This is a genomic window from Azospirillum fermentarium (genome assembly GCF_025961205.1).
In the GTDB taxonomy this organism is placed as follows: Bacteria; Pseudomonadota; Alphaproteobacteria; order Azospirillales; family Azospirillaceae; genus Azospirillum; species Azospirillum fermentarium.
Genome location: NZ_JAOQNH010000002.1, coordinates 630,365 through 655,165, shown reverse-complemented (window position 1 = coordinate 655,165; position 24,801 = coordinate 630,365). Strand labels below are relative to the sequence as shown.

At 70.9% G+C, this 24,801-nt stretch carries 21 protein-coding genes; 10 read left to right on the top strand and 11 right to left on the bottom strand.

Translation table 11 applies throughout. The features are described 5' to 3' along the window. Positions 1-40: 40 nt before the first annotated feature. The 5 genes from M2352_RS17755 to M2352_RS17735 are packed head-to-tail and all read right to left on the bottom strand — an operon-like array spanning position 41 to position 4,739. Positions 41-1,357 (bottom strand): Ni/Fe hydrogenase subunit alpha, encoded by a 1,317-nt coding sequence (locus M2352_RS17755; RefSeq protein ID WP_264665837.1) that lies wholly within the window; start codon positions 1,355-1,357, stop codon positions 41-43. Beyond that, entirely contained in the window at positions 1,354-2,169 is an 816-nt protein-coding gene (locus M2352_RS17750) for an NADH-quinone oxidoreductase subunit B family protein (RefSeq protein ID WP_264665836.1), read from the bottom strand. Before M2352_RS17750 ends, M2352_RS17755 begins: the two co-directional genes overlap by 4 nt. A 2-nt stretch (positions 2,170-2,171) precedes the next feature. After that, positions 2,172-3,029, bottom strand: a complete 858-nt coding sequence (locus M2352_RS17745; RefSeq protein ID WP_264665835.1) for an FAD/NAD(P)-binding protein — start codon at positions 3,027-3,029, stop codon at positions 2,172-2,174. Positions 3,030-3,062: 33 nt separating this feature from the next. After that, positions 3,063-3,539, bottom strand: coding sequence for a cyclic nucleotide-binding domain-containing protein (locus M2352_RS17740; protein ID WP_264665834.1), 477 nt, complete (start codon positions 3,537-3,539; stop codon positions 3,063-3,065). Between the two features lie 3 nt (positions 3,540-3,542). After that, positions 3,543-4,739, bottom strand: a complete 1,197-nt coding sequence (locus M2352_RS17735) for a 4Fe-4S dicluster domain-containing protein (RefSeq protein ID WP_264665833.1) — start codon at positions 4,737-4,739, stop codon at positions 3,543-3,545. A 244-nt stretch (positions 4,740-4,983) separates the two neighbouring features. Between M2352_RS17735 and M2352_RS17730 the strand changes: the two genes are divergently transcribed. The 3 genes from M2352_RS17730 to M2352_RS17720 all read left to right on the top strand — a co-directional run bounded on the left by M2352_RS17730 (position 4,984) and on the right by M2352_RS17720 (position 7,037). Further along, complete coding sequence (locus M2352_RS17730; RefSeq protein ID WP_264665832.1) at positions 4,984-5,778, top strand: HNH endonuclease family protein; 795 nt, start codon at positions 4,984-4,986, stop codon at positions 5,776-5,778. A 150-nt stretch (positions 5,779-5,928) separates the two neighbouring features. Next, on the top strand, positions 5,929-6,111 hold the full coding sequence (locus M2352_RS17725) for a hypothetical protein (RefSeq protein WP_264665831.1): 183 nt from the start codon (positions 5,929-5,931) through the stop codon (positions 6,109-6,111). Between the two features lie 38 nt (positions 6,112-6,149). Beyond that, the gene (locus M2352_RS17720) at positions 6,150-7,037 is read left to right on the top strand and encodes a nuclear transport factor 2-like protein (RefSeq protein ID WP_264665830.1); all 888 of its coding nucleotides are present in this window, start codon (positions 6,150-6,152) and stop codon (positions 7,035-7,037) included. Here the strand turns inward: M2352_RS17720 and M2352_RS17715 are convergent. Then, positions 7,024-8,202 carry a DUF3095 domain-containing protein gene (locus M2352_RS17715; protein ID WP_264665829.1) on the bottom strand — a complete coding sequence of 393 codons (1,179 nt, stop codon included), beginning with the start codon at positions 8,200-8,202 and terminating at the stop codon, positions 7,024-7,026. The two genes, M2352_RS17720 and M2352_RS17715, sit on opposite strands and share 14 nt — an antisense overlap. A 144-nt stretch (positions 8,203-8,346) precedes the next feature. Here M2352_RS17715 and lptG point away from each other — a divergent pair, with 144 nt between their 5' ends. The 3 genes from lptG (at position 8,347) to pdxA (ending at position 12,039) form a co-directional block, all read left to right on the top strand. Continuing rightward, positions 8,347-9,444, top strand: a complete 1,098-nt coding sequence (gene lptG, locus M2352_RS17710; protein WP_264665828.1) for an LPS export ABC transporter permease LptG — start codon at positions 8,347-8,349, stop codon at positions 9,442-9,444. A gap of 115 nt (positions 9,445-9,559) precedes the next feature. Beyond that, positions 9,560-11,020: a peptidylprolyl isomerase gene (locus tag M2352_RS17705; RefSeq protein ID WP_264665827.1), complete on the top strand. Its 1,461-nt coding sequence runs from the start codon at positions 9,560-9,562 to the stop codon at positions 11,018-11,020. Next, a complete protein-coding gene (pdxA, locus tag M2352_RS17700) occupies positions 11,020-12,039 on the top strand; it encodes a 4-hydroxythreonine-4-phosphate dehydrogenase PdxA (protein ID WP_264665826.1) in 1,020 nt (339 codons plus the stop codon). The genes M2352_RS17705 and pdxA overlap by 1 nt, the downstream gene beginning before the upstream one ends. Here the strand turns inward: pdxA and M2352_RS17695 are convergent. Next, positions 11,981-13,204: a hypothetical protein gene (locus tag M2352_RS17695; protein WP_264665825.1), complete on the bottom strand. Its 1,224-nt coding sequence runs from the start codon at positions 13,202-13,204 to the stop codon at positions 11,981-11,983. The two genes, pdxA and M2352_RS17695, sit on opposite strands and share 59 nt — an antisense overlap. A 113-nt stretch (positions 13,205-13,317) precedes the next feature. Between M2352_RS17695 and M2352_RS17690 the strand changes: the two genes are divergently transcribed. After that, complete coding sequence (locus M2352_RS17690; RefSeq protein WP_264665824.1) at positions 13,318-13,866, top strand: hypothetical protein; 549 nt, start codon at positions 13,318-13,320, stop codon at positions 13,864-13,866. Between the two features lie 6 nt (positions 13,867-13,872). Here M2352_RS17690 and ybaL read toward each other — a convergent pair whose 3' ends face one another. From ybaL to M2352_RS17675, 3 genes are all read right to left on the bottom strand, one after another. Beyond that, positions 13,873-15,648 (bottom strand): YbaL family putative K(+) efflux transporter, encoded by a 1,776-nt coding sequence (ybaL, locus tag M2352_RS17685; RefSeq protein WP_264665823.1) that lies wholly within the window; start codon positions 15,646-15,648, stop codon positions 13,873-13,875. A gap of 109 nt (positions 15,649-15,757) precedes the next feature. After that, the gene (locus M2352_RS17680; RefSeq protein ID WP_264665822.1) at positions 15,758-16,384 is read right to left on the bottom strand and encodes a response regulator transcription factor; all 627 of its coding nucleotides are present in this window, start codon (positions 16,382-16,384) and stop codon (positions 15,758-15,760) included. Further along, positions 16,374-18,035, bottom strand: coding sequence for an MASE1 domain-containing protein (locus tag M2352_RS17675; RefSeq protein ID WP_264665821.1), 1,662 nt, complete (start codon positions 18,033-18,035; stop codon positions 16,374-16,376). The genes M2352_RS17680 and M2352_RS17675 overlap by 11 nt, the downstream gene beginning before the upstream one ends. A gap of 144 nt (positions 18,036-18,179) precedes the next feature. On the opposite strand from M2352_RS17675, the gene M2352_RS17670 reads away from it, so the two are divergent. Next, the gene (locus tag M2352_RS17670; protein WP_264665820.1) at positions 18,180-19,019 is read left to right on the top strand and encodes a universal stress protein; all 840 of its coding nucleotides are present in this window, start codon (positions 18,180-18,182) and stop codon (positions 19,017-19,019) included. 45 nt (positions 19,020-19,064) lie between these two features. Here M2352_RS17670 and M2352_RS17665 read toward each other — a convergent pair whose 3' ends face one another. After that, positions 19,065-20,318: a class I SAM-dependent DNA methyltransferase gene (locus M2352_RS17665; protein WP_264665819.1), complete on the bottom strand. Its 1,254-nt coding sequence runs from the start codon at positions 20,316-20,318 to the stop codon at positions 19,065-19,067. A gap of 109 nt (positions 20,319-20,427) precedes the next feature. Between M2352_RS17665 and M2352_RS17660 the strand changes: the two genes are divergently transcribed. Together M2352_RS17660 and M2352_RS17655 are read left to right on the top strand one after the other, a co-directional pair. Continuing rightward, complete coding sequence (locus M2352_RS17660) at positions 20,428-23,973, top strand: tetratricopeptide repeat protein (protein WP_264665818.1); 3,546 nt, start codon at positions 20,428-20,430, stop codon at positions 23,971-23,973. A gap of 88 nt (positions 23,974-24,061) precedes the next feature. Then, complete coding sequence (locus tag M2352_RS17655; protein ID WP_264665817.1) at positions 24,062-24,757, top strand: hypothetical protein; 696 nt, start codon at positions 24,062-24,064, stop codon at positions 24,755-24,757. Positions 24,758-24,801 lie beyond the last annotated feature (44 nt).

The following is a 24,801-nucleotide window of genomic DNA, read 5'->3' as shown; positions in this document are numbered from 1 at the left end:
GTTATTCGCGTTTATATACATTCTATACGACATTGGTCCATCAATCCCGCTCCACCGTCAGGGTCAGGAAATGGGTGGCGCACGAGATGCAGGGGTCGTAATTGCGAATGGTCTGCTCGCAGCGCCATTTCAGTTTGTCGTCGGGCAGGTGCAGATTGTCCTGCACCACCGCGCGCAAATCGGCCTCGATCTGTTTCTGGTTCTGCGACGTGGGGGGGATGATGCGGGCGGCGGTGATCCGCCCCGCGCCGTCCACGCCGTAACGGTGCCAGCAGATGCCCCGCGGCGCCTCGGTGCAGCCGGTGCCCGTGCCGGCCCGGAACGGCAGGTCGATGGCGGGGACGGCCAGTTCCTGGTAATCCTCGGCCAGCTTCAGCGCCTCTTCGCAGGCGTAGAGCACCTCCACCGCCCGCACGATGATGCTCTTGTACGGGTTGCGCACCACCGGTCCCAGCCCGGCGCCCGCCGCCGCCTCCCGCGCCAGGGGCGACAGTTGCGCGTGGTTGAGGGCGTAGCGGGCCAGCGGCCCCACCATGTAGGGGCCGGAGCCGTCCTTCATCACCCCGTGGAGCGCGTTGGAATGGGCCACATGCTCCTCGTCGAAATGCTGCTCGAAATCGGCGATGGCGATGTCCAGCCCGCGGTTCGACACGATGCGCCCGCGTTCGATGGGGTAATCGGTGCCGTGGTGCATGGCGACGAAGGTGTAGTCGGGTTCGAAGTGGGGAAATTCCAGCCCGGCGAACAGGCGGACGGTTGCCAGCGAATCCTCCACCGCCTGCTTCAGCGGCTCGATCAGCCCACGCACCGCCGCCCGGTCCGGCGATTTGTAGAATCCGCCCACCCGTGTGTTGACGGGGTGGACCGCGCGGCCCCCGATCACCTCCAGGATGCGGTTGCCCAGCTTCTTCAGCCGCAGCGCCCGCTCCACCACCCCCGGCGCCTGGCGGGCCAACTGGATGGAATCCTCCAGCCCGTAGAAATCGGGGGCGTGCAGCAGATAGGCGTGCAGGACGTGGCTTTCGATCCATTCGCCGCAATACATCATCCGGCGCAGCCGGCGGATGCCGTCGCCCACATCGACGCCCAGCGCATCTTCCATCGCCTGGGACGAGCCGGTGATGTAGGCCACCGGGCAGATGCCGCAGATGCGCGAGGTGATGTCGGGCGCGTCGGTCAGTGGGCGGCCCACCAGCAGCGCTTCGAAGAAGCGCGGCGGCTCGAAGATGCGGAACTTCACATCCTGGATGACGCCGTTCTTCACGCGCACGGTCAGCGCCCCCTCCCCCTCCACGCGGGCAAGGGCGTCAACCTTGATGGTGCGGGATGCGGACGGGGCGGTTTCGGTGATGGTCATGACGGCACCCGGTGTGGCGGGGTTTCACGGCGCTGGGCTTCCGCCCGGAAGGGTTCGGCGTTGGCGTTGAACGAGCGCAGCGCGTTGGCGATGTCGCCGTCGGTGCGGCCCAGCGCTGCGAACTGCTTGGTCAGTGCGGCCACGTTGGGGGTTTCCTTCGGCCCGAAACAGCCGTAGCAGCCGCGGTCGTGGGCCGGGCACAGGTTGCCGCACCCGGCCTGGGTCACCGGCCCCAGGCACGGCGTGCCGCGCGCGACCATGACGCAGACGGTGCCGTGCATCTTGCACTCGATGCACTGGCTCATGGGCGGCACCACCGGGCGGCGGTGGTTGAGGAAGGCGTTGAGCACCTCCAGCAACTGTTCCTTGCTGATGGGGCAGCCGCGCAGCTCGAAATCCACCTTCACATGATCCTGGATGGCGGTGGATGTGGCCAGCGTGTCGATGTAGTCGGGCCGGGCATAGACCGCCCGGATAAATCCGTCCACGTCGCGGAAATTGCGCAGCGCCTGGATGCCCCCGGCGGTGGCGCAGGCGCCGATGGTGATCAGCACCTTGGACTGCTTGCGGATCTGCTGGATGCGGGCGGCGTCGTGGGCGGTGCCGATGGACCCTTCGACCAGGGAAATATCATAGGGGCCGGCGATCTCGGCGCGGGTGGCTTCCAGGAAATAAGCGATCTCCACCGCCTCGGCCACCGCCAGCAACTCGTCCTCGCAGTCGAGAAGCGAAAGCTGGCAGCCATCGCAGGAGGAGAATTTCCACACCGCCAGCTTGGGCCGGCGCCGGGGCTTTGTCGGAACAGCCGCCATGGTCACAGCTCCCGTACGGTGAAGATGTCCTCGATGGTGTCGTAGCGGTAGACCGGCCCGTCCTTGCACATGAACGACGGCCCCATCTGGCAATGGCCGCAGAAGCCGACACCGCACTTCATGTTGCGCTCCAGCGTCACATAGATGCGGTCGGAGGTGATGCCGCGGTCATGCAGCGCCTGCACCGCCGGGCGGGTCATGGTTTCCGACCGGCAGACATAGGCGGTGGTGTGGTCGGGGTCGAAACGGGCGATCTTCACCAGATTGGCGACACTGCCCACCCGCCCGCGGTAACCGCTGGGGGCCGAATGCACCGTGACGTGGACCTGGAGGTCGAACCGCCCGCGCCACTGGTGAAGCTGCTTTTCATAGAGGATGTCGTGGGTGCCGCGGGAGCCATAGCAGATCACCACCTTGCCGAAATGCTCGCGCCGGTTCAGCACCTCGTAGATCAGCGGGCGCAGCGGGGCCAGACCCACGGTGCCGGTGACGAACAGGATGTCGTTGCCGTACGCCTCCGCGATCGGCCAGGGCCGCCCGAACGGGCCGCGCACCCCGATCACGTCGCCCACCCGCAGTTTCGCCATGGCGCGGGTGACGGTCCCCACCTCGCGGATGGTGTGGGTCAGGGTGTTGAGGTCGCGGCAGTCGCCGGACACCGAGATCGCCACCTCCCCCACGCCGAAGACGTAGAGCATGTTGAACTGCCCCGGCTGGAAGGCGAAGGGCCGTCCGTCGGTGGCTTTCAGGGTCAGGGTGAAGCACCCATCCACCTCCGCCGCCCGCCGCTCGATGCGGAAGGTGCGGGGGACCATCGGATCGTCCGCCGGGGCGGGACGGGGAAGCAGGGCGCCGTCCATGGGGTCAGCACTCCGTAAGGGGATGAGGCGGGGTCAGTCGCGGCCCGGTTCGGTGGTCAGCTCCACGATGCGCAGGCGCGCCTCGCCGATGCGGCGCCCCATGATGGGGATGAAGCGCTTGTACATCTCGTAGCCAAGCTCGTGGTTGGCCTCCAGCTTCGGGCGCAGGCACGCACCGTCGATGGTGATGGCGCGCACCTGATCCATGGCACGGGCATCGAACGACCAGACATAGGGCGGCACCAGCCACGACCAGCCGATGATGTCGCCCTCGCCGATGGTTTCCACCACCACGCCGGGGCGGCCCGGAACATGCACCTCCACCCCCACCGTACCCTGGCGGATCAGGTAGAAATGGTCGGCCTTCCCCCCCTCCTTGAACAGGAATTCGCCGGGGCGGTAATGGGCGTTGGCGCAGCAGCCGACCACGATATCGCGGACGTCCGGCTTCATGTCCTGGAAGAACGGGTGTTCGGCCAGCAGCCGGCCCAGACCCTCGATGGCGACCATGGCTTATCCTCCCTGATGCGTGCCGGCGCCGGTTTCATGGATGGCGCGGGCTTCTGCGGTGATGTCGATCCCCACCGGGCACCAGGTGATACATCGCCCGCAGCCCGTGCAGCCCGACGTGCCGAACTGGTCGTGCCAGTGCGACAGCTTGTGCGTCATCCATTGGCGGTAGCGCGACGCCGCCCCCTGGCGGATGCTGCCGCCGTGGATGTAGGAGAAATCGACGGTGAAACAGGAATCCCACCGCCGCCACCGCTCCACATGCTCGCCGGTCAGGTCGGTGGTGTCCTCCACCGTGGTGCAGAAGCAGGTGGGGCAGACCATGGTGCAGTTGGCGCACGACAGGCACCGCGCCGCCACCACGTCCCACTGGGGATGCTCCAGATTGTCCGCCAGCAGCCGTTCGACGCCGGGCACCATGGTGCGGCCCATGTGCTCGCGCGTGGCCGCCACCACCCGGTCCGCCGCACGGGCATCGCCGTCGCCGGCATCGGGGGCACCCAGGTGGTCCAGCAACGCCCACCCGGCATCGCTGCCGCCCTCGGCCACGAAGACGGACTGGCCGCCCCCGGTCAGTTCGGTCAGCGCGATGTCATAGCCGGACTCCACCTTCGGCCCCGTGCCCATGCTGGCGCAGAAGCAGGTTCCCCCCGCCCGCGCGCAGTTGACCGCGACGATGAAGGCGCCGGCCCGGCGGGCGGCGTAGCCGGTGTCGGTGTACTGCTGCTGCCCCGCCGACTGGCCGGAATGGGCGCGCACGCCGAACACCCGGTCCTGCACCGCCATGGCCGCCAGCTCGCACGCCCGCACGCCGATGAAGGCATAGCGCGGCGGCGGGTCCGCCGGCACCTCCACCGAAAAGCGCTGGCCGTCGCGCCGGCCGTGCCACAGGGTCTGGCGCGCAGGGTACAGGTATTTCTTCCAGCTCTGCGGCCCCACCACGTGGGCGAAGGCAGCGTTGTCCGGCCCCGGCACCAGCCGGTAATGGCCGCCGTCCTGCTCGTCGATCAGGCCCCAGGGCAGGTCGCGGGCCCCGTCGATGGGGTCGTAGACCACGGCGCCGTCGCGCGCACGCGGACCGATGACCGTCCGCCCGTCCGCCGCCAGGGCGGCGGTCAGGGCGTCCAGCCCGGCCCGGTCCAGCCGGCGCAGGGTGTGGCGGATGGTGCGGGTGGTGCGGGTGGTGTCGTTGCTGTCCATGGGCGGATAGTCCTTCCCCTCCTCAGACCGGCGTTCCCGACTATACGCCCCCGGTGGTGGGGAAATAAGGGTCAGAGCCATGAGAAGACTGGAAAAATCGGTCATCCGCGGCGCAATGTCGCCACCCATACCCCCATGGGGTGGGGGCCTTCCTCATGGTGCGGCGCGAAGGTGCGGCGCACCATGAGGAAGACTGTCCCGACTCGGGGGATTTCATCCCGCTCTTGCCCGGCGTACACTCCCAATGGCTCCGTCCCCCGTTCCCCGCCTGTCCACCCTGACGGCCCGCCTGCGCCGGCTGGGGCGGCGGGTTCTGCTGAACCTGCTGTTGCTCGCCGCCGTGGTCTGGGCGCTGGAGCATTATCACTGGCTGCCCCGCGGCACGCTGAAACGCGGCCTGACCCTGGTGGCCGAGCTTCTGCTCCCCGATTTCCAGGCGGATGAGCCGTGGCGCCGCCCCCGCCGGCTGGATGCCGGCTCCATCGACTGGACCGAGGTGCAGACCCAGTTCGACGCCCTGCCCGTGCAGGCCGAGACCGCCCGCGGCTACGCGCGCGAGGACTGGCCGCATTGGCTGGACCGCAACGGCAACTGCCGCACCACCCGCACCGAGGTGCTGATCCGCGACAGCCTGGAGCCGCCGCGCCTGACCCGCGACGGCTGCCACGTGCTGTTCGGGCGCTGGCGCGACGCCTATACGGGGGAGGAGTTCCGCAAGCCCGCCGACCTGGACATCGACCACCGCGTGCCGTTGGAAGAGGCCCACAACAGCGGCGGCGCCCGCTGGAGCCGCGAGCGGCGGGCGGCCTATGCCAACGACCTGACCGATCCCAACACGCTGGTGGTGGTGTCCGCCGCCGCCAACCGGTCCAAGGGCGCCAAGGGGCCGGAAGACTGGCTGCCCCCCGACGACGGCGCCGTCTGCCCCTACATCGCCGCGTGGGTGGAGGTGAAGACCCACTGGTCCCTGTCCCAGGATCCGCGGGAACGGGAGGCGGTGGGCACGCTGTTGCGCAAATGCCGCACCGCCAAGCCCTAAATCATTGTGCAGCGCAGCATGAAAGCCATGCCGACACCGCGCACCACAATCCGCACGGGGCGGCCCATAGTCATTCCCATCAAGTCAAGACGATGGGCCGCCCCGTGCGGGACGGCGCTTCGCCTGGCATATTTTGGGCAAGGCATCGTGATGACTCACAAGATCCTCGACAAGATCGACCGCATGGTCATGGAAAAGCGCAGCCGGGGCGAACTGGATGCTTGGCTGGCAACCGGGGCTGGCAAGCGCTATTGCCAGCGGGTCGCCGGCAAGGGACATCCGCTGTACCCGGCATTGCTCCTTTATTTGGAGCGGCTTCAGGGCCATAATTGATCCGGTCCCCTTCCTTCCCGCTACCGTCTGTTTTCCCCATGCGCATCCCCCTGATCGCGGCGGCCGTCGCCGTGGCATCCGCGGCGGCCCCGGCTTTGGCCGCCCCTCCCTCCTGCGACAAGATCCTGGACGACGGCCTGCGCCGGGCGTGCCAGGAACGGATGGAGCGGTGCGAGCCGCTGAAGACCGCCGCCGAACGCGACGACTGCTACCGCGGTCCGCGCAGCCCCCGCGGCACGCCGCTCGCAACCGCCGGGGCGCCGGTGTCGCTGGTGCCGGCCTCGCCGGCTCCGGTCCGGGAAGCGGCGGTGAAGCCGGCGCCGCAGCCGCCGGCCCAGCAGCCGAACCCCGCCCCGCCGCCCGCCGCCCCGCACCCCACGGTGGCGCAGCCGGTGGTGGCCGCACCGCCCGCCGCGCCGAAGGCCGGCTCGCCCGCCGCGCTGCCGCCCACGGCCCTCACCCCCATGGCCCTGACGCCCAAGGCGGCGATGCCGGCGCCCGCCCCCGCGCCACAGGCCCATGCCGCCCCGGCCCAGCCCGCCGCCCCCGCGGCGGCGGCCCGCCCGGCGGCCATGACCGCCCCGCCGCGCCCCACCTCCCCCCCCGCCGCGACGCCGGAACAGGTGGTCCGCGCCTTCTACGACGCGCTGTCGCGCGCCGACGGTGCGGCGGCCAACAGCGCCCTCATTCCCGAGAAACGGGGCAGCGGTGCCTATGAGCCGGCGGCCATCAGCCGCTATTACGGCGCCATGCGCGAACCGCTGCGGGTGCTGGGGCTGAACGCCCAGGAACCGGGGATGGTGCAGGTGCGCTACACCTACACCCACGCCAGCGGGCGGCGCTGCGACGGGGTGGCCGAGGTGGCCGTCAGCCAACGCGGCGGCGCCCCGCTCATCGAGCGGATCAAGGCCCTCAACGGCTGTTGAGCGGTTCGGGCCGGGCGGCCTTCAACGCCGCCTGCCGCTCCTTCAGCACCACCGAGGCCCGCCAGAACCCCAGATCCGCCCCGTCCACGAAATGGACATGGCGGTCGGCGGCGAAATCGCCCACCAGACACGTGATGGTGGTGGCGGCGGACCGGGCGGTGCCGTACACGATGTCTCCCGCCTGGGCGAAGCGGTCCAGAACCGCTTCGATGGCCGCAGCCTCGTCCGCCGTCACGTCGAGAACGAAGCGCGGGCCGCCGGATTCCTTGGCGTAATCCGACCGCTGGGCCAGCGCCCGGCGGTACAGCGCGGTGTCCACCCCCAACAGCGGGCGGCCCAGGGCGTTGACCGCGGCGATGATGGCCGCCCCCAGCAGCGCCACGGCAACGCGCTTCAGCCGCCGCCCGCGGGGCACCGCCCGGCTTTCCAGAAACAGCGCGCGGCGCGACGGCGGCCATTTGGGCAGCAGCCGCCCGCCGTCGCCCAAGGGTGCCGCGGTGGCCACCGGCACCACCGCGGCCAGGTCCGCCGACAGCCGCTGCAGCACGGCAAAACCCGCCTCCCCCGGCGGCAGGGGGTCGGCGATGACGCACAGCACCACCCCTCGGCTGGGCGGCACCGGGTTCCAGCGGCACGACAGCCCCTCCAGCCCCGGCAGGTCGCCGGGTGCGGGCGGGATGTGCCAGCGGGTGTCGGCCTTCACCCACCCATCCGCCGCCGCCACGCCGCTGCCCAGGAAATGGGCGAAGGCGTTGCCGTTGCCGAAATCCTGCAGCGCCACCCGCACCTCCAGCCCCGCATCGTCCAGGGCCGATACCGGCACCATGCCCACCCGCAGGGGCACGTCCAGTTCCCCCGCCCAATGGGCCAGGGCGGCCAGCGCCCGCCGGGCGGCGTCCTGGCGGCCGGGCGGAACGGCGGCCATGGCGCCGTCGCCGCCGAACTGGCAGGCGGGGGCGCCGCCGTCCCCGTCCGCCAGGACCGCGCTGAGCACCGCCACCACGCCGCCGGCCACGAAATTCACGTCCCGCGCCCGCCCGGCGGCGGCCAGCGCCGTGCTGCCGGTCACGTCGGCCACGGCGATGGCCCAGCCGCGGTCCAGGGGGGCGAAACGCCGGGGATCGGCCCCTTCGGCGGCGAAATCGCGGATGGCCGGAAGTCTCATCGCTGCGTCTCCATGCGCTTGGGCCCGTGCGGGTTACCCCCCGGCGCCGGTCCATGACGATTGTTTCGGATGCCGAAGGGAGGTACATAGCCGTGGCGGCAGCCTCTGCCACCACCTACCGCCGCGGCCCGGATCCGGATCACCATGTATTCCTCCGCCACGCTTTCGCGCTACATCGGCCGGCAATTCCTGTTCTGGTTCGTCCTGCTGCTGGCGATCCTGCTGGGGATCATCTTCCTGCTGGATACGGTGGAGCTTTTGCGCCGGGCCAGCAACAAGCCCAGCGTCACCTTCGGGATCGTCCTGCACATGGCGTTCCTGAAACTGCCGGAAATCGGGCAGCAGATCTTTCCCTTCGTCATCATGTTCGCGGGCATGTTCACCTTCTGGCGCCTGACCCGCTCGAACGAGCTGGTGGTGGCGCGGGCGGTGGGCATTTCGGCGTGGCAGTTCCTGGCGCCGGTGCTGATCGTGGCGCTGCTGATCGGGGCGGTGCGGGTGATGGTGGTCAACCCCATCGGCGCCGTGTTCATCGCCCGCTACGACCAGATGGAAAACCGCTATCTGAAGCTGCGCAACAGCTCCATGGACGTGTCGCGCACGGGGCTGTGGCTGCGCCAGAGCGACGACGACGGGCGCTATTTCATCCACGCCGAAGCGGTGCAGATGCAGACCATGCAACTGACCAACGTCACGGTGTTCCTGTTCGGCGACGACGAATCCGTGTACCGCGGGCGGGTGGACGCCCCCAGGGCGGTGCTGCACGGCGGGCGGTGGGAACTGCACGACGCGGTGATCTACAAGCCCCAGGGCGACCCGCAGATGGCCCCCATCTACACCGTGCCGACCGAATTCGACATGGCCGCCATCGAGGAAAGCTACGCCCCGCCGGAAACCATCTCGTTCTGGGATCTGCCCCGCTTCATGCAGGTGCTGGAGCGCAGCGGCTTCCCCGCCACCCGCCACCGGATGCATTACAACGCGCTGCTGGCCCAGCCGCTGCTGTTCTGTTCCATGGTGCTGTTCGCCGCCGCCTTCTCGCTGCGCATGCCGCGGCGGGGGGGCACGCTCATCATGGTGTCGGCGGGCATCGTCACCGGATTCGTGGTGTTCATGCTGACCGACATCATCCGCACCTTCGGCCTGTCGGAAACCATCCCCGTGGCCATGGCCGCGTGGATGCCGGCGGGCATCACGCTGCTTCTGGGCACGGCGGTTCTGTTGCATCTGGAAGACGGCTGATGCGAAAGCCATGGAAAAACCATAAACAGACGGCTATCAGAGTCGGTTTACACGCCCGCGGCGGGGCCGTATCAAGCCGTAGCGTTCGGGCATCACGGGAAGACGGGTAAGGACCATGGTCAGTAAGCGTGCCGTCGGGGCCGCCATCGCCGCCGCCGTTGCGGGCATTGTCGGGGTGTCCGCCGCCCGGACCAGTGTTGCCGCCGAAAAGGGAAGCGCCGCCGCCACCAGCCGTGCGGCGGAACGGATCGCCGCCGTCGTCAACGATCAGGCCATATCCGTGTCGGATGTGGAGGCGCGGCTGCGGCTGATGCTGCTGAACGCCGGCCTGCCCGACAACGGGGAGGTGCGCCAGCGGCTCCAGCCGCAGGTTCTGCGCCAGTTGGTGGACGAACAGCTCCAGCTTCAGGAGGCCAAGCGCGTCGGCGCCACCGCCTCGGCGGAGGAAGTCAACCAGGCCATCGACCGCATCGCCCAGCAGAACCGCCTCAACCGGCAGCAGCTGGAAGGGATGCTGAAAAGCCGGAACATCAGCGTCTCCACCCTCCAGACCCAGATCCAGGCGGCCCTCGCCTGGCAGAAGGTGGTCCAGCGCCGCATCCGCCAGGAAGTGCAGATCGGCGACGAGGAGGTGGAGGCAGCCCTCCAGCACGCCAAGGCCAACATCGGCAAGCCGGAATATCTGGTGGCCGAAATCTTCCTGGCCGTGGACAACCCCAGCCAGGACGATCAGGTCCGCCGCGCCGCCGACCGGCTGATCGAGGACATCCGCCGCACCGGCAATTTCGCCGCCGTGGCCCGCCAGTTCTCCCAGTCCGCCGGCGCCCAGAACGGTGGGGACATGGGGTGGGTGCGTCCGGGCGAGCTGTCCGACGAACTCGATACGGCGCTCCAGTCCCTGCGCCCCGGCCAGATGTCGGCCCCGGTGCGCACCGCCGCCGGTTATCACGTCATGCTGGTGCGCGACCGCCGCACCTTCGGCAGCACCACCAGCGAAATGGCGCAGGCCCAGGCCAACCGTCCCCCGCCCCAGCAGCGTCAGGCCCGGCCCCAGCCGCCCAAGGTGGAAATCGCCGCCAACGCCAAGGCCCGCGTGGTCCAGATCGTGTTCCCGGCGGAAACCCCCGAGCAGCGCAAGCCCGCCGCCGAACAGGCGGAAAAGCTGCGCAAGTCGGTCAAGGGCTGCTCCGACTTCATCGCCCGCGCCAAGGCCAGCGGCCAGGAACAGTCGGGCGACCTGGGCACCGTGCGCATCAAGGACATGCCGCCCCAGCTCGGCCAGCTTGTCGCCGTGATCCCCATCGGGCAGGCCAGCCCGGTGCTGAGCGGCGGTGCCGGGTCGCTGGTGCTGATGGTGTGCTCGCGCGACGGCGTGACCATCACCCAGCCCGAACCCCCGCCGCAGCAGCAGGCCGAGGCGCCGCCGCCTCCGCCGCCGCCGGCCTCCACCACCCCCGCCGCCATGCCCACGCGCGAGGAGATCGAGCGGGAGCTGATGAACGAACGGGCCGAACTGCTGTCCCGCCGCTATCTGCGCGACCTGCGCCGCGGCGCCTTCGTGGAGTACCGCGTCTGATGACCGCCGCCCGCCCGCCCCTTCCCCTGGCCGTGACCATGGGCGAGCCGGCGGGCGTCGGCGGGGAACTGGCGCTCATGGCCTGGGCCGCGCGCCGGGACGCGGGCGTTCCGCCCTTTGTCATGATCGACGACCCGGCCCGCCTGACGTGGCTGGCCGGACAGATCGGGATCGACGTTCCGGTCCGTCCGGTGGACAGCCCGGAAGAGGCGGTGGCCCTGTTCGGCCACGCGCTGCCGGTGCTGCCGCTGACCCTGCCCGCCGCGGTGGTGCCGGGGCGCCCCGATCCGGCCAACGGGCCGGCGGTGATCGCCGCCATCGACCGGGCGGTGGATCTGGTGCGCTCCCGCCGGGCGGCGGCCGTGGTCACCAACCCGATCCAGAAATCGTCCCTCTACGCCGCCGGTTTCCGCCATCCCGGCCACACCGAGTATCTGGCCCATCTGGCCGGCATGAGCGACGAGCCGGTGATGATGCTGGCCACCGCCGATCTGCGGGTGGTGCCGGTGACCATCCACGTGTCCCTGCGCGATGCGCTGGACCAGTTGAGCGCCGACGCCATCGTCCATTGCGGGCGGGTGACGGCGGCGGCCCTGGCCCGTGATTTCGGCATCGACTCGCCCCGTCTGGCCGTGGCTGCCCTCAACCCCCACGCGGGCGAGGACGGTGCCATGGGGCGGGAGGAGATCGACGTCATCGCCCCCGCCATCGCAGCATTGCGCGCCGACGGCATCGACGCCACCGGCCCCCGGCCCGCCGACACCCTGTTCCACGCCGCCGCCCGCACCCGGTACGACGCGGTGCTGTGCATGTACCACGATCAGGCGCTGATCCCGCTGAAGACGGTGGATTTCGACACCGGCGTGAACGTGACGCTGGGGCTGCCGTTCATCCGCACGTCCCCCGACCACGGCACCGCCACCGACATCGCCGGCACCGGGCGGGCCAACCCGTCCAGCCTCATGGCGGCGCTGCGGATGGCCGACACGATGGCGGCACGGCGGTACGGGGCGCCGTAACCGGCGCCTTCCCCTCGTCCTCCCCCGCCAGCACCAGCAGGGTCAGCAGCAGGCCGCAATCCAGGTACTTGAAGCTGGTGTGAAGCGTCAGCGACACCGCCAGCGGCGGCAGCACCGCCGCGGCCAGGACGGGATGACGCCGCACCAGCCCCGGTACCGCCCGCAGCGCCCCCAGAAGATAGACCGTCAACGCCGCCAGCCCCAGAATCCCGGCCTTGAACAAGGCGTAGCTGACCAGGGTGTGGGTGTACCCCACCCGCCACCCGCCCACCGCCGGGTTGGCCAGCAGCGCCCCCCACCCCTGGCCGAACAGCAGCGGCCACGGCCCGTCCCCCGCCTGGACCAGCACCGCGTCAAGCTCCGCCCCGCGGGCGTTGACGCCGTAGATCCGGCTTTTCTCCCACGCCTGCGCCAGCGCCGCGGGCAGGCTGCCCTCCACCATCAGCGCCAGCAACGCCGCCGCCGCCGCGGCCAGCACCAACCCCCGTGCCTGCCGCACTGCCGCCCAGGTCAGCGCACACACCGCCAGCACCAGCGCCAGACGGTGGACCGCCCCGGCCAGCGCCCCCAGGCACAGCAATCCGCCGGCCAGCCCCGCCACCGCCGCTGGCCCCCCGCCGCGCATCCGGCCCGCCAGCGCCCCGGCGCCCGCCAGCGTCAGGCCGATGCCGGCGAACAGCACCGACGGCGCGTTGAGAAAATAGCGCGGCCCGTCGCCGAGCGGCACGCCCCCCACCAGGCCGAAGGCCCAGCCGTTCTGATTCCACCAGCGCACCGCGAACAGAACCCCCGCCAGCGCCAGCGCCGCCACAAGAATACGCACCGCCCGCGCCCGGTGGGCGCGCAGGGGCGGCACCAGCATCAGCGGCAGGAACAGGAACCCCAGCGGCACCACGTCGCGCATCACCCCATCCCACCCCAGGCTCAGGCCCCGCAGCAGCGGCGCCCACGCCAACCACAGGAACGACAGCGCCATGGCGCACGTCCACCCATCCCCGGCCACCGCCGCGGCGTGGCCGGACAGCAGGGATGCCGGACGCCGGACGCCGGTCACCGCCAGCAGCAGGCAGCCCACCGCCGCCTCCACCCACCGCACCGATGGGGGAGCCGGGTGGCTCAACAGGCCGTACAGGACGATGGAGAGGAAGAGGGGGTATAGAGGCACGGGAAGATTCGAGGGACGTTCGTCCCTTGACCCTACCAAGGGCCGGCGGCCCTTGGAACCCGGCGGTGGGGTGCTTTAATGTAGGAGAGGCTCGGATACCGAAGGGGGCGGAGATGATGCGGTTCATGGCGGCGATGATGGCCGCAGGCATGCTGGCGGGGTGTTCGGATACACCCCGCGTGGTCGCCAGCCAGCCGTCTGCGGCCTATTCCATCAACGAGGCGTCCTACGCCGCGTCCGGGCGGGATTTCCGCGTGACCATCGCCGGCAACCCGTTCGGCGGCGACGGCGAAGCCTTCGCCCGCCGGGTCACCGCCGCCATGCAGCGGCGCATTCCCGGCGTCGTCACCAATTTCACCACCACGCCGGGCGACTCGGCCCGGCCCGGCTACCGCGTGGCGCTGGCCTTCAACCCGCCCATCAACCTGACCGATTCCGAATTGTGCGGGTCTCAGCCGGTGCCGGCGGCCGCCCCGTCGCCCACCGGGCCGATGATCGTGATGGGCGCCTTCTGCCGCGGCGGGCCGCTGACCTACGCCACCGGCTGGCTCGACGCGCCCAAGGGGGCGGACGATCCCGCCTTCGACGCCCTGGTCGGCCATTTGACCACGGCCCTTTTCCCGACCCACCGGGAAAAGGGCTGCCTGTTTCCCGACTGCTGACGCGGATCAGGCGGCGGGGGCTTCCGGCTTGCGTTCCTCCGGCGCCGGGAGCGCCCGTTCCTCCGCCGCCGCGGGTGCGGCGGGGGGGGTGGCGAACAGGCTTTCGGTGATGCCGTGGGCGATTTCCCGCTCGCCCATGATCACCACGTCGGCGCCCAGCGCGGTCAGGTGCTCCACCTCCACGTCCGCATGCGCGCGGGCGATGATGCGCAGGGACGGGTTGGCGGTGCGGGCCTGCTGCACCACCTGCCCGGCTTCGAACGCGTTGGGGATCGCCAGGATCAGGAAGCGGGCGTGCACCACATTGGCGGCCTTCAGCACCTCCGGTTTCGCGGCGTTGCCGACGACGACCTCCATCCCGCCTTCGGTCAGTTGGGCCACCGGCTTGTCGGCGTCCTCGATCACCACCAGCGGCACGCCGCGGTCGCGCAGTTCCTGCCCCACCAGAGCACCCACCCGGCCGTAGCCGGCCAGGACCGCATGGTTTTCCAGGGCGGTGGTGTGGAGCAGTTCCGGCGCCGGCTCGGGAGCTGCGGGCACGGCGGCGGGGACCGGCTGGGCCGTGCGCCGCAGCACCCAATCCACCAGCGCGAACATCACCGGATTCATCAGGATCGACAGAATGGCGCCGGCCAGGATGAAGGACTGGGCGCTTTCCGGCATCAGGTCCAGCTTCACCCCCAATTCGGCCAGGATGAAGGAAAATTCACCGATCTGCGCCAGACTGGCCGAAATGGTCAGCGCCGTGCGCAGGGGATGGCCGAAGGCCAGCACGATGAGGAACGCCGCCAGCGACTTGCCGATCAGGATGATGAACAGCACGCCCAGCAGCGGCAGCGGCTCCCGCCACAGGATGGACGGGTCGAACAGCATGCCCACCGACACGAAGAACAGCACCGCGAACGCATCGCGCAAGGGCAGCGATTCCTGGGCGGCCTGATGGCTGAGTTCGGATTCGCTGAGCACCATGCCGGCAAAGAACGCCCCCAGCGCCAGCGACACCCCGAACAGCTTGGCCGCCCCGAACGCCACCGTCAGCGCGATGGCCAGCACCGCCAGCCGGAACATCTCGCGCGAGCCCATGTGGGCGACGATGTGCAGCATCCACGGGATCACCCGCCGCCCCACCACCAGCATGAACGCGACGAAGGCCGCCACCTTGGCGAACGTCAGCAGCAGCGTGCCGGTCAGCCCCAGGTCGAAGCGCTCGGCGATCCAGTCGTGGCCGCCAACGACCCCCGCCGCACCGGGGCCGTTGATGGCGCTGGCCAGCGCCGGCAGCAGCACCAGCGCCAGCACCATCGCCAGATCCTCGACGATCAGCCAGCCCACGGCGATCTGGCCGCGGCGGGTGTTGATCTCCCGCCGTTCCTGCAGCGCCTTCAGCAGCACCACGGTGCTCGCCACCGACAGCGCCAGGCCGAACACCATGCCCGCCGGCACGCTCCAGCCCAAAAGCACCGCCAGCCCCAGCCCCAGCGCCGTCGCGGCACCGATCTGCACGATGGCGCCGGGAATGGCGATGGAACTGACCGACAGAAGATCCTTCAACGAGAAATGCAGCCCCACCCCGAACATCAGCAGGATGACGCCCAGTTCCGCCAGTTCCGACGCCAGGGCCGGGTCGGCGACGAAGCCCGGTGTGTGCGGCCCGACCACGATGCCCGCGATCAGATACCCCACCAGCGGCGGGAACCGCAGCCACGCGGCCAGCGTGCCGAACAGGAAGGCAAGGCCGATGCCGGCCACGATGGTGGAAATCAGGGGGGTAGCGTGAATCATGCCGCGGCGTCGTCCCTTCGTCTCTGGCGTGTGGGGAACCGGGCCGCCGCAACGGACCACCCGGCCCCATAAACGTGGGTGATCCGGTTGCACCGCGAAATAGCGGTGATTACGGAGCGTCGATCGTCATCTGCATGCGGGCCAGTTCCGAGGCGTTGCGCGCGCCCATCTTCTCCAGCACCCGCGCCCGGTGGGTTTCCACCGTGCGGATGCCGATGTCGAGCTGACGGGCGATCAGCTTGTTGGGCAGTCCCTGCGCCACCAGATCCATCACCTCCCGCTCCCGCGGGCTGAGAAGCTCCAGGCGCCGGCGCAGCTCCGCGGCCTCGCCGTTGGCGCGGCGGGCGGCGCCGTCACGGGCGTGCGCCTCTTTCACCCGTTCGATCAGCAGATCCTCGTCGAACGGCTTTTGCAGGAAATCCACCGCCCCGGCGCGGAACGCGCGCACGGCGGCGGGCACGTCGCCGTGGCCGGTGATGATGATGACCGGCAGGGTCAGGCCGCGGCGGGACATCTCCTGCTGCAGCTCCAGCCCGTCCATCCCCGGCATGCGGATGTCGATCACCGCGCAGCCCGGCTGGGCCGGATCGGCGGCGGCCAGGAAGTCGGCCGCCGAGGCGCACGGGCGGACAACCAGACCGGCAAGGTCCAGGTGCAGCGCCAGCGCATCGCGCACCGCCTCGTCATCGTCCACGACGAAGGTGACGGGGGTGCCGGGCGGGATGTCAGGCGTCATGGGTCTCGCCCCCGTAAACGGGCAGGGTGAAGCGGAACACGGTTTCCCCGTGGGGAAGGCGCCGGGCGGCCAGGGTGCCGCCGTGCCCCTCCACGATGCTGCGCGCGATGGACAGGCCCAGGCCCATGCCGGTGGCCTTGGTGGTGATGAAGGGGGCGAACAGGTTCCGCTCCACCACCCCCGACAGGCCGGGGCCGCTGTCGCGCACGCCCAGGGCGACGAACCCCGGTTCGTCCGCCGGCTGGGCGAACACCACGATGCGCCGCCGCCGGGGATCGTCAGTATGAGCGTTGGACGCGGCGCCGTCCATGGCCTCCGCCGCGTTGCGCACCAGATTGAGGATGACGAGCTGAAGCTGGACCGCATCGCCGCGCACCGGCGGCAGGCCGGGCGCCACCTCGGCCAGGATCGGCACGCCGTGCTGGCCCGACAGCGGGGCGGCCAGAGCCAGACAGTCGGCGACCAGCCCGGCCACCGGCAGGGCGGCATGCCCGCGCCCGCCCTTGCGCACGAAATCGCGCAGGCTGCGGATCACCCGGTCGGCCCGTTCCGCCTGCGCCACCGTCTTGTCGAGGATCTCGGTCAGGCGGGGGGAGGCTGCCTCCATCACCGCGATCTTGCGGGCGGCACGGGCATAGCTCATGGCGGCGGCCAGCGGCTGGTTCAACTCGTGGGCCAGGGCGGCGGCCATCTCCCCCGCTTCGGTGAGGCGGGCGGCATGGGCCAGATCGGACTGGCGCTCGCGGATGGCGGCCTCCACCCGGCGGCGTTCGCTGACCACCGCCCCCAGCAGCAGCGTGGTCACCGCCAGCGTCAGCATCAGGAGCTGGAAATGGGTCATGCGCGCCGTTTCCACCCCGGTGAGCAGGATGGCGGCGATCAGCCCCGTCTGGGTCGCCGCCGACGCCCACACCGCCCCGCCCAGCCCGTGGCGCACCGCCACCGCCAGCGACGGCAGGAACAGCAGGTAGAAATACTCGTACCGTTCCGACGCCAGGGGGCCGAAATCCAGCCACAGGGTGAAGGCGATGATCACCCCCTGCCCGCCCACCTCCGTCGCTTCGGCCCGCGACAGCCGGCGCAGGGGACTGTTCAGCCACACCAGCACCAGCGGCGTCAGCACGGCGATGCCGATCACCTCCCCCACCCAGAAACGCATCAGCACCTCAGGGAGGGAGGACCAGGGGAACAGGCCCAGCAGGGTGTGAACGGCGATGTAGCCCGTCCCCACCGCCAGCGCCGCCCCCGCCCCGCCGGTCAACAGCAGCACGATGTCGTGCATCCGCCGCAGTCGGGGGTCGAATTCCATCCGCGTGATGAGCAGGCGCACCGCCGCGCCATAGCCGATGGCAACGATGCTGTTGGCCAGACCCGTCGCCCACAGCGCCACCGGCAGCCCGCGCACCGCGATGTCGGCCAGCATCAGCCCCAGCCACACCAGCGGCACCACCCGCAACCCGAAAACCGCCAGCACGCCGACCATCAGCCCCGCCGGAGGGTTCCAGGGGGTGATGTTGAGAGGCGGCACCTCGTGAATGAAGCTGACCCAGTCCAGCGTCACATGGGCGGCCAGATAGGCCGCGGCGAACGCCCAGCGGCTGCGGAAAAGCGCCGGCATAGTCCCCCGCCCCACGAAAAACGGCCCGATCATAGCGCACTCCCCCCACCCCGCCAGCCGCTCCCCGCCGTTTTCCGTATTCATACGGATAGAGGGTCCGTAGTACCCGGCATGGACAGGCCCCGCCCCCGGTCACGATCTTAGCATGAAGGAAAAAAGGGCAAGGGAGCGACCGATATGGCCGACCTTCGGCAAACCCGTCTGGGACGGATCCTGCTGGCCACCGACCTGGAGCCGAAATCGGACCGGGCCATGGAGCGGGCGGTCGCCCTTGCCGGCCAGGCCGGGGCCGAACTGACCGCCCTGCACATCGTGCAGGAGGAAAGCAGCCCCTATGCCCACCTTCCCCTCCACCATATCGAGGCGGAGTTGCAGCGCCTGCTGCTGGCCGTGCCCGGTGCCGCCGGGCTGACGCTGCGGGTGGTGGCGGTGCGCGGCGGGGCGGTGGGGCCGCAGGTGGCGGGGTATGCCGGGCTGTGGCAACCGGATCTGGTGGTGGTGGGCGGCCACGCCCGCAACCGCATGACCGGCCTGTTCCTGCCCGCCACGGTGGAGCGGATCGCGGTGTCCGACGGCACGCCGGTGCTGGCGGTGTGGGACAAGCCGCTCGCCCCCTACACCTGTGCGCTGGTGCCGGTGGATTTCTCCCCCCGGTCGCGGGCGGCGGTGGCGGCGGCGCGGCGGCTGCTGCCCGATGGGGCGTTGCATCTGCTGCATGTGCTCGACCTGCCGTCCGCCGCACGGCCCACGGCGGAGGGCGATGCCCTGACCGGCGCCTTCGCCGACGAGTTCGCGGCCCTGCTGGACGGCATCCCGCCCGATGCCGTGACCTGCGAGGTGCGCATCGGCGCCCCCGTTGCCGAAATCGTCCAGGCCGCCCGCCAGGGGCGGTACGATGTGGTGGCCCTGGGATCGGCCCGGCGCAACGGGGTGATGCGCGCCATCCTGGGCAGCGTGGCGCAGGAGGTGGTGGCGGGCCTGTCCTGCGACGCGCTGCTGGCCGATGTGGCGCCCTGACGGGTGCCGTAACGGATCCCGCTGACGCCTCAGCGGTCTGGCGGCTCAGCGGTGCCGGGCGGTGACCAGCAGCCCGGCCACCGGCTGCCCGCCCTCGTGCCGCAACACCTCGCCGCGCAGGACCGACAGCCGCAGCCCGGCCCCCTCCACCGCCGCCTCCACGTAACCGGGGGCATGGGCGTAGCGGCCATGGGGGTTGACGCGGTAGGGCCGCCCGTCGGCCAGCCGCTCCACCGTGAAGGCCAGCAACCCGCCGGGGCGCAGGCCGGCCCGCGCCGCCGCCAGCACCTCCGCCAGATCCCCGAAATAGCACAGCACGTCCGCCGCCAGGATCACGTCGAACCGGGCCGGGTGGCGGGTGAGGAACGCCGTCAGTTCCGCCTCCGTCAGCCGGTCGTAGAGGCCGCGCGCCCGCGCCTGCTCCAGCATGCCGCCCGACAGGTCCACCCCCTCCAGCCACAGGGCGGCGGGGCGCAGGAAGGGAGCGCACAGCCCGGTGCCGCAGCCGGCATCCAGCACCGACAGACCGGATTCCGGCTCCACACCTTCCGCCGCCATGGCTTCGGCCAGCCGCTGGGGCGCGCAATAGCCAAGCGCGGTCAGCGTGTCCTCGAACGCGTCCGCGAACTGGTCGAAGGTGGTGCGGACATAAGCATCGGAGGCACGGGTCTCCGCCGCCCCCCCATCCCCGCGGATCAGCGCAGGCGCGATGTGGCGGGCGGTGGGATCATCGGGAAAGGCGGCCAGCCACAGGGCCGCGGCGCGGGCGGCCTCCGCCGCTCCTCCCGACTGATGCAGACGGTAGAGCGCGCCGGCCAGATTGCCGTGCACGATCCCCAGCCCCGGCTGCACCCGCAGCGCCCGCAGATAGAGCGCCACCGCCGCCCCCGGCGGCTCCGCCAGATTGCCCAGGCTGTTGAGCGCGTCGCCATGGTCCGGTGCCATCACGGCGGCGGCGCGGAAGGCGGTGGCCGCTCCCGCCCGGTCTCCCGCCTGCCGCCGCGCCACCCCCAGATTGAACAGAACCAGCGGATGCCACAGCCCCAGCCGCAGGGCGCGGGCGTGGCCGGCGGCCCCGGCGGCCCCCTCCCCCCCGTCGGCGAGCAGCTTGCCCAGGTTGGTCCAGGCTTCCCCGTGGGTGGGATCGCACGCCAGGGCCGCGCGCAGCAGGCACGCGGCACCGCCCGCATCCCCCGCCGCGGCGGTGCGGATGGCGCGTTCGTTCAGGAGCCCGGCATCCCCCCCGGCGGAGGGGCGGGCCAGACGGGACGGGCGCCGGGGGAGGGAGGGCTCGGTCATGGAAGACGTCCGGCGAAACGGCGTTGCGCGAAAACGCAGCAATTTTACCGCCGTGGGCGTAGAATGACAGGGCATTCCGCACCTTCCGCCCGCACCCTTCCGGATCACCATGCCCTCCACCCGCCCCTCCCCCGCCGCCGGACGGCTGCACGAAGCGCTGGCCCATCACCAGGCCGGGCGGCTGGACCGGGCGGAGCCGCTGTACCGCATGGTGGTGCGGACGGAGCCGCGCAACGCCGACGCGCTGCACCTGCTGGGCATCGTGCTGCTGCAAACGGGACGGGCGGCGGAGGCGCTGGCGCTGGTGGAGCGGGCCATCGCCGCCAACCGCCGGCTCGCCGCCTTCCACGACACCCACGGCAGCGTGCTGGCCGCCCTGGGGCGGCATCAGGACGCGGCCAACGCCCACGCCCGCGCCCTGCGGCTGGACCCGGCCCACACGGGCGCGCGGTTCAATTTCGCCAACGCGCTCCACGCCTGGGGCCATCCCCCGGCGGCGGTCACCGCCTTTCACCAGACGCTGGCGCTCAACCCCGCCCACGGCAAGGCGTGGTTCAACATGGGCAACGCGCTGCGCACCCTGGGGGCGGCGGACGCGGCGGTGGAGGCCTTCACCCGCGCCATCGCCCTGGACCCCGACATGGCGGAGGCGCACAACAATCTGGGCGACGCCCTGGCCGCCGTCGGGCGCCACGACGAGGCGGTGGCCCAGCACCGGCTGGTGGTGCGCCAGCGGCCCGCCGACGCCCGGTCGTGGTACAATCTGGGTGCCGCCCTCCAGCAGCACGGAACCTATGAAGAGGCGGAAATCGCCTACCGCGAGGCGCTGCGGCGCGATCCGCGCCATGTGCCGTCCCTGAACAATCTGGGCGGGGTGCTGCGCCGGCTGAACCACCCCGAACACGCCGAGGACTGTCACCGGCAGGCCATCGCCCTGTCGCCGGACTTCGCCGAATCCTATCACAATCTCGGCAACGCGCTGGCCGCCCAGGGCCGTTACGGCGAGGCCATGGCCTGCCATGAGGAGGCGCTGAGCCGCAACCCCGATCTGGCGACCGCGACCCACGGGCTGGCCCTGCTGGCGCTGATGAACGGCGATCTGGCCCATGGGCTGGCGGGGTACGAGCGGCGGTTCGCCGCCCGCGCCGTGACGGTTGACCGCCCCCTGCCGCCGCCCCGGTGGGACGGCACGCCGCTGGATACGGGCCGGCTGGTGCTGTGGCGCGAGCAGGGCGTGGGGATGGAGACGCTGTTCGCCGCCACCCTGGCCGACGCCGCCGCACGGGCCCGGGGGCCGGTGACGCTCTACACCGATCCGCGGCTGGTGCCCCTGTTCGCCCGCTCCTTCCCCGCCGTCACCGTGGTGGATGAGGCGGAATTGGACCGCGCACCGCCCGCGGACATGGCGGCCCACTGCCCCACCGGCTCCCTGCCCGGCCTGCTGCGGCGGGATCTGGCGGCGGTGCCGGCGGCCCCGTGGCTGGCGCCCGACCCGGTGCGGGTGGCGGCGTGGCGGGACCGGCTGGCCGCACTCGGGCCGGGGCTGACGGTGGGGATCGGTTGGCGCACGGCCATGCTGACCCCCGACCACCGGCCCTGCTATGTCCCGCTGGACCGCTGGGCGCCGCTGTTCGCGGTGCCGGGCGTGCATCTGGTTTCCCTGCAATACGGAGAGACGGAAGACGAAATCCGCCGCGTGGAGGCGCGCACCGGGGTCACCATCCACCGCTGGGACGGCCACGACCTGACCGACGACATCGACGGCACCGCCGCCCTGATCGCGGCGCTGGATCTGGTGGTCTCGCCGGCCATGGCGGCGGGGGATCTGGCCGCCGCGCTGGGGGTGCCGGTGTGGCGCTTCGCCCCGCGGGAATGGACCCAGCTCGGCACCGGCACGCGGCCCTGGTGTCCCGGAACCCGTCTGTTCCGTCCGCCGCACGGCGCGCCGATGGACGCGGTGATCGCGCCCATGGCCGCGGCGCTGGCCCGGCTGGCGCCACCGGTGCCGGTCCCGGCGGCACGGCGGCCCGCCCCGCCCGCCCCCGACGCGCGGGCGGCGGCGGAGGAGGCGCTGGAACGGGCCATCGGCCATCACCGGGCGGGCCGGCTGGCGGCGGCGGAATCGGCCTACCGCGAGGCGCTGGCCCATGATTCCCGCCACGGCGATGCGCTGAACCTGCTGGGGCTGCTCTATCATCAGGCGGGACACCAGGACGAGGCATTGTCCAGCATCGACCGGGCCCTGGCCGCCGACCCCGCCTTCGCCGAGGCGTTCAACCACCGCGGCCTGATCCAGCAGGCGCTGGGCCGCCCGGCGGCGGCGCGCGATTCCTTCGCCCGCGCCCTGGCGCTGCGCCCGGCCTTCGCCGAAGCCTACACCCACCGCGGCCTGGTGACCGAGGGGACGGAGCAGGAAGCCTGCCACCGCCGCGCCGGGCGGCTGGACCCGGCAAACCCGGCGGTGCACGTCAATCTGGGCGTGGCGCTGGAAAAACGCGGCGCCGTGGCCGGGGCCGCCCGCCAGTACCGGCAGGCACTGGCGCTTCAGCCGGCCCTGCCCGACACGCTGAACAACCTGGCTTCGCTGGAAAAGGCGCTGGGGCGCACCGGGCCGGCGGCGCGGCTGCTGCGCCGGGCCGAACGGCTGGCCCCCGGCTTTCCCCTGGTGGCGTGGAATTTGGGGCTGATCCGGCTGGAAACCGGCGATCTGCCCGGAGGATGGGCCGGATTCGAGCATCGCTTCTCCAGCCCCCATCTGCAGCGCGGCCGCCGGATCGCCGCCCCCGGATGGCGCGGAGACGCGCTGGCCGGGCGCCGGCTGCTGGTATGGGGGGAACAGGGGGTGGGGGACGAGATCCTGTTCGCGTCCTGCTATCCCCCCCTGCGGGACATGGGCGGCACGGTGGTTTTGGAATGCGATCCGCGGCTGACCGGGCTGTTCGCCCGCTCCTTCCCCTGGGCCGAGGTGCGGGAACAGCGCATCGGCGCCCATGGCCGTGAAACGGCCGCCCCCGACGCGGCGGTGCAGATTGCCGCCGGGTCGCTGCCGGCGCTGATGCGGGGGCGGCTGACCCGGTTCCCCGACGGGCGGGCCGGCGGCTGGATCACCGCCGATTCCCGCCTCGTGGAACGCTGGCGGGGGCGGCTGGCCGCCCTGGGGCCGGGGCTGAAGGTGGGGATCGGCTGGCGCAGCCAGGTGATGACGGCGCAGCGCCAATCCTCCTACATCACCGCCCCGGCCCTGGCGCCGCTGCTGCGGGTGCCCGGTTTGGTTGCGGTCAACCTGCAATACGGGCCGGTGGCGGCAGAAATTGCCGCGGCGGAAGCGCTGAGCGGCAGAAAGATCCACCGCTGGGACGATCTTGACCTGACCGACGATTTCGAAAACACCGCGGCCCTGATGGCAGCCCTGGATCTGGTGGTGTCGCCGGCCATGTCGGCGGGGGAACTGGCGGGCGCGCTGGGGGTGCCCGTCTGGCGTTTCGGCCCGTCCGATTGGACCCGCCTGGGCAGCGGCTGCCGCCCGTGGTACCCGGCCATGCGGCTGTTTACCCCACCCCCCGGTGCCCCCCTGGACAGCGTGGTGATACCGATGGCACAAGACCTGCATAAACTCTTGGACCAGCCCGGCGCACCGCTATTAACAATCGCTTAAACGGGCCGGCCTAGTGTAGACTGAATCCGGCGGAACGGACCCACGGCACCACGCAAGGTTGCCCCCAGGGAAGAACGGGAGAGCGAGCATGGCCGACGACGGACTTGCAGGCGTCAACCAAATGGTCTCGGACTTGAACAAGTCCATCAAGGCCGCCGTTGACCGCGCAAAGGCCCAGGCCAGCGAGCCGACGGCCAATGCTCAGGAATTCCGTAAGGATGTGAAGAAATCCACGGTCAATACCCCTGGATTCGCCACCGACATCGGGGTTCTGGCCAAGAACACCACCCGCCTGAACGTTGTCAGCAGTCTGGCCCCCAACGATCCCGTCGATTTCTACAAATTCCGCGTCACCACCAAGGGCGAACCCACCCTGGGCAAGGTGGGGGATGACGGCGTGCGCGTGCAGCTTATGAGCAAGCTGGGCGTGGTCGTCGCCGACAGCAACAAGGACGCGGGCGACAAGTTCGACAACTTCGACAAGCTGCAAAAGGGCGAAATGACCCTGGACCGCGGCGATTACACCTTGCGCGTCACCCGCGAGAAGGGCGAAAAAGCGTCCGATCCGAAAAACTACGCGCTCCAGCTCAGCATGGGCAATTACAGCCAGGACTTCGACACGGTTGCCAAGCAGCCGGCCAAGGGGGATAGTCCGTTCTCCCTCTCCGGCGCCCAGCAGGCGATGCTGAGCGGGATGACCGACGCCTTGTCGAACATGCAGTCGATGCCCTCCGGCCAGACCGGAACGCAAAAGCTGATGGGTTCGTTCAACCTTTTTGTCTGAGCGGCAGGAGACAGCCCGCCCGATGGTCCGCGAAAGGAAGACGA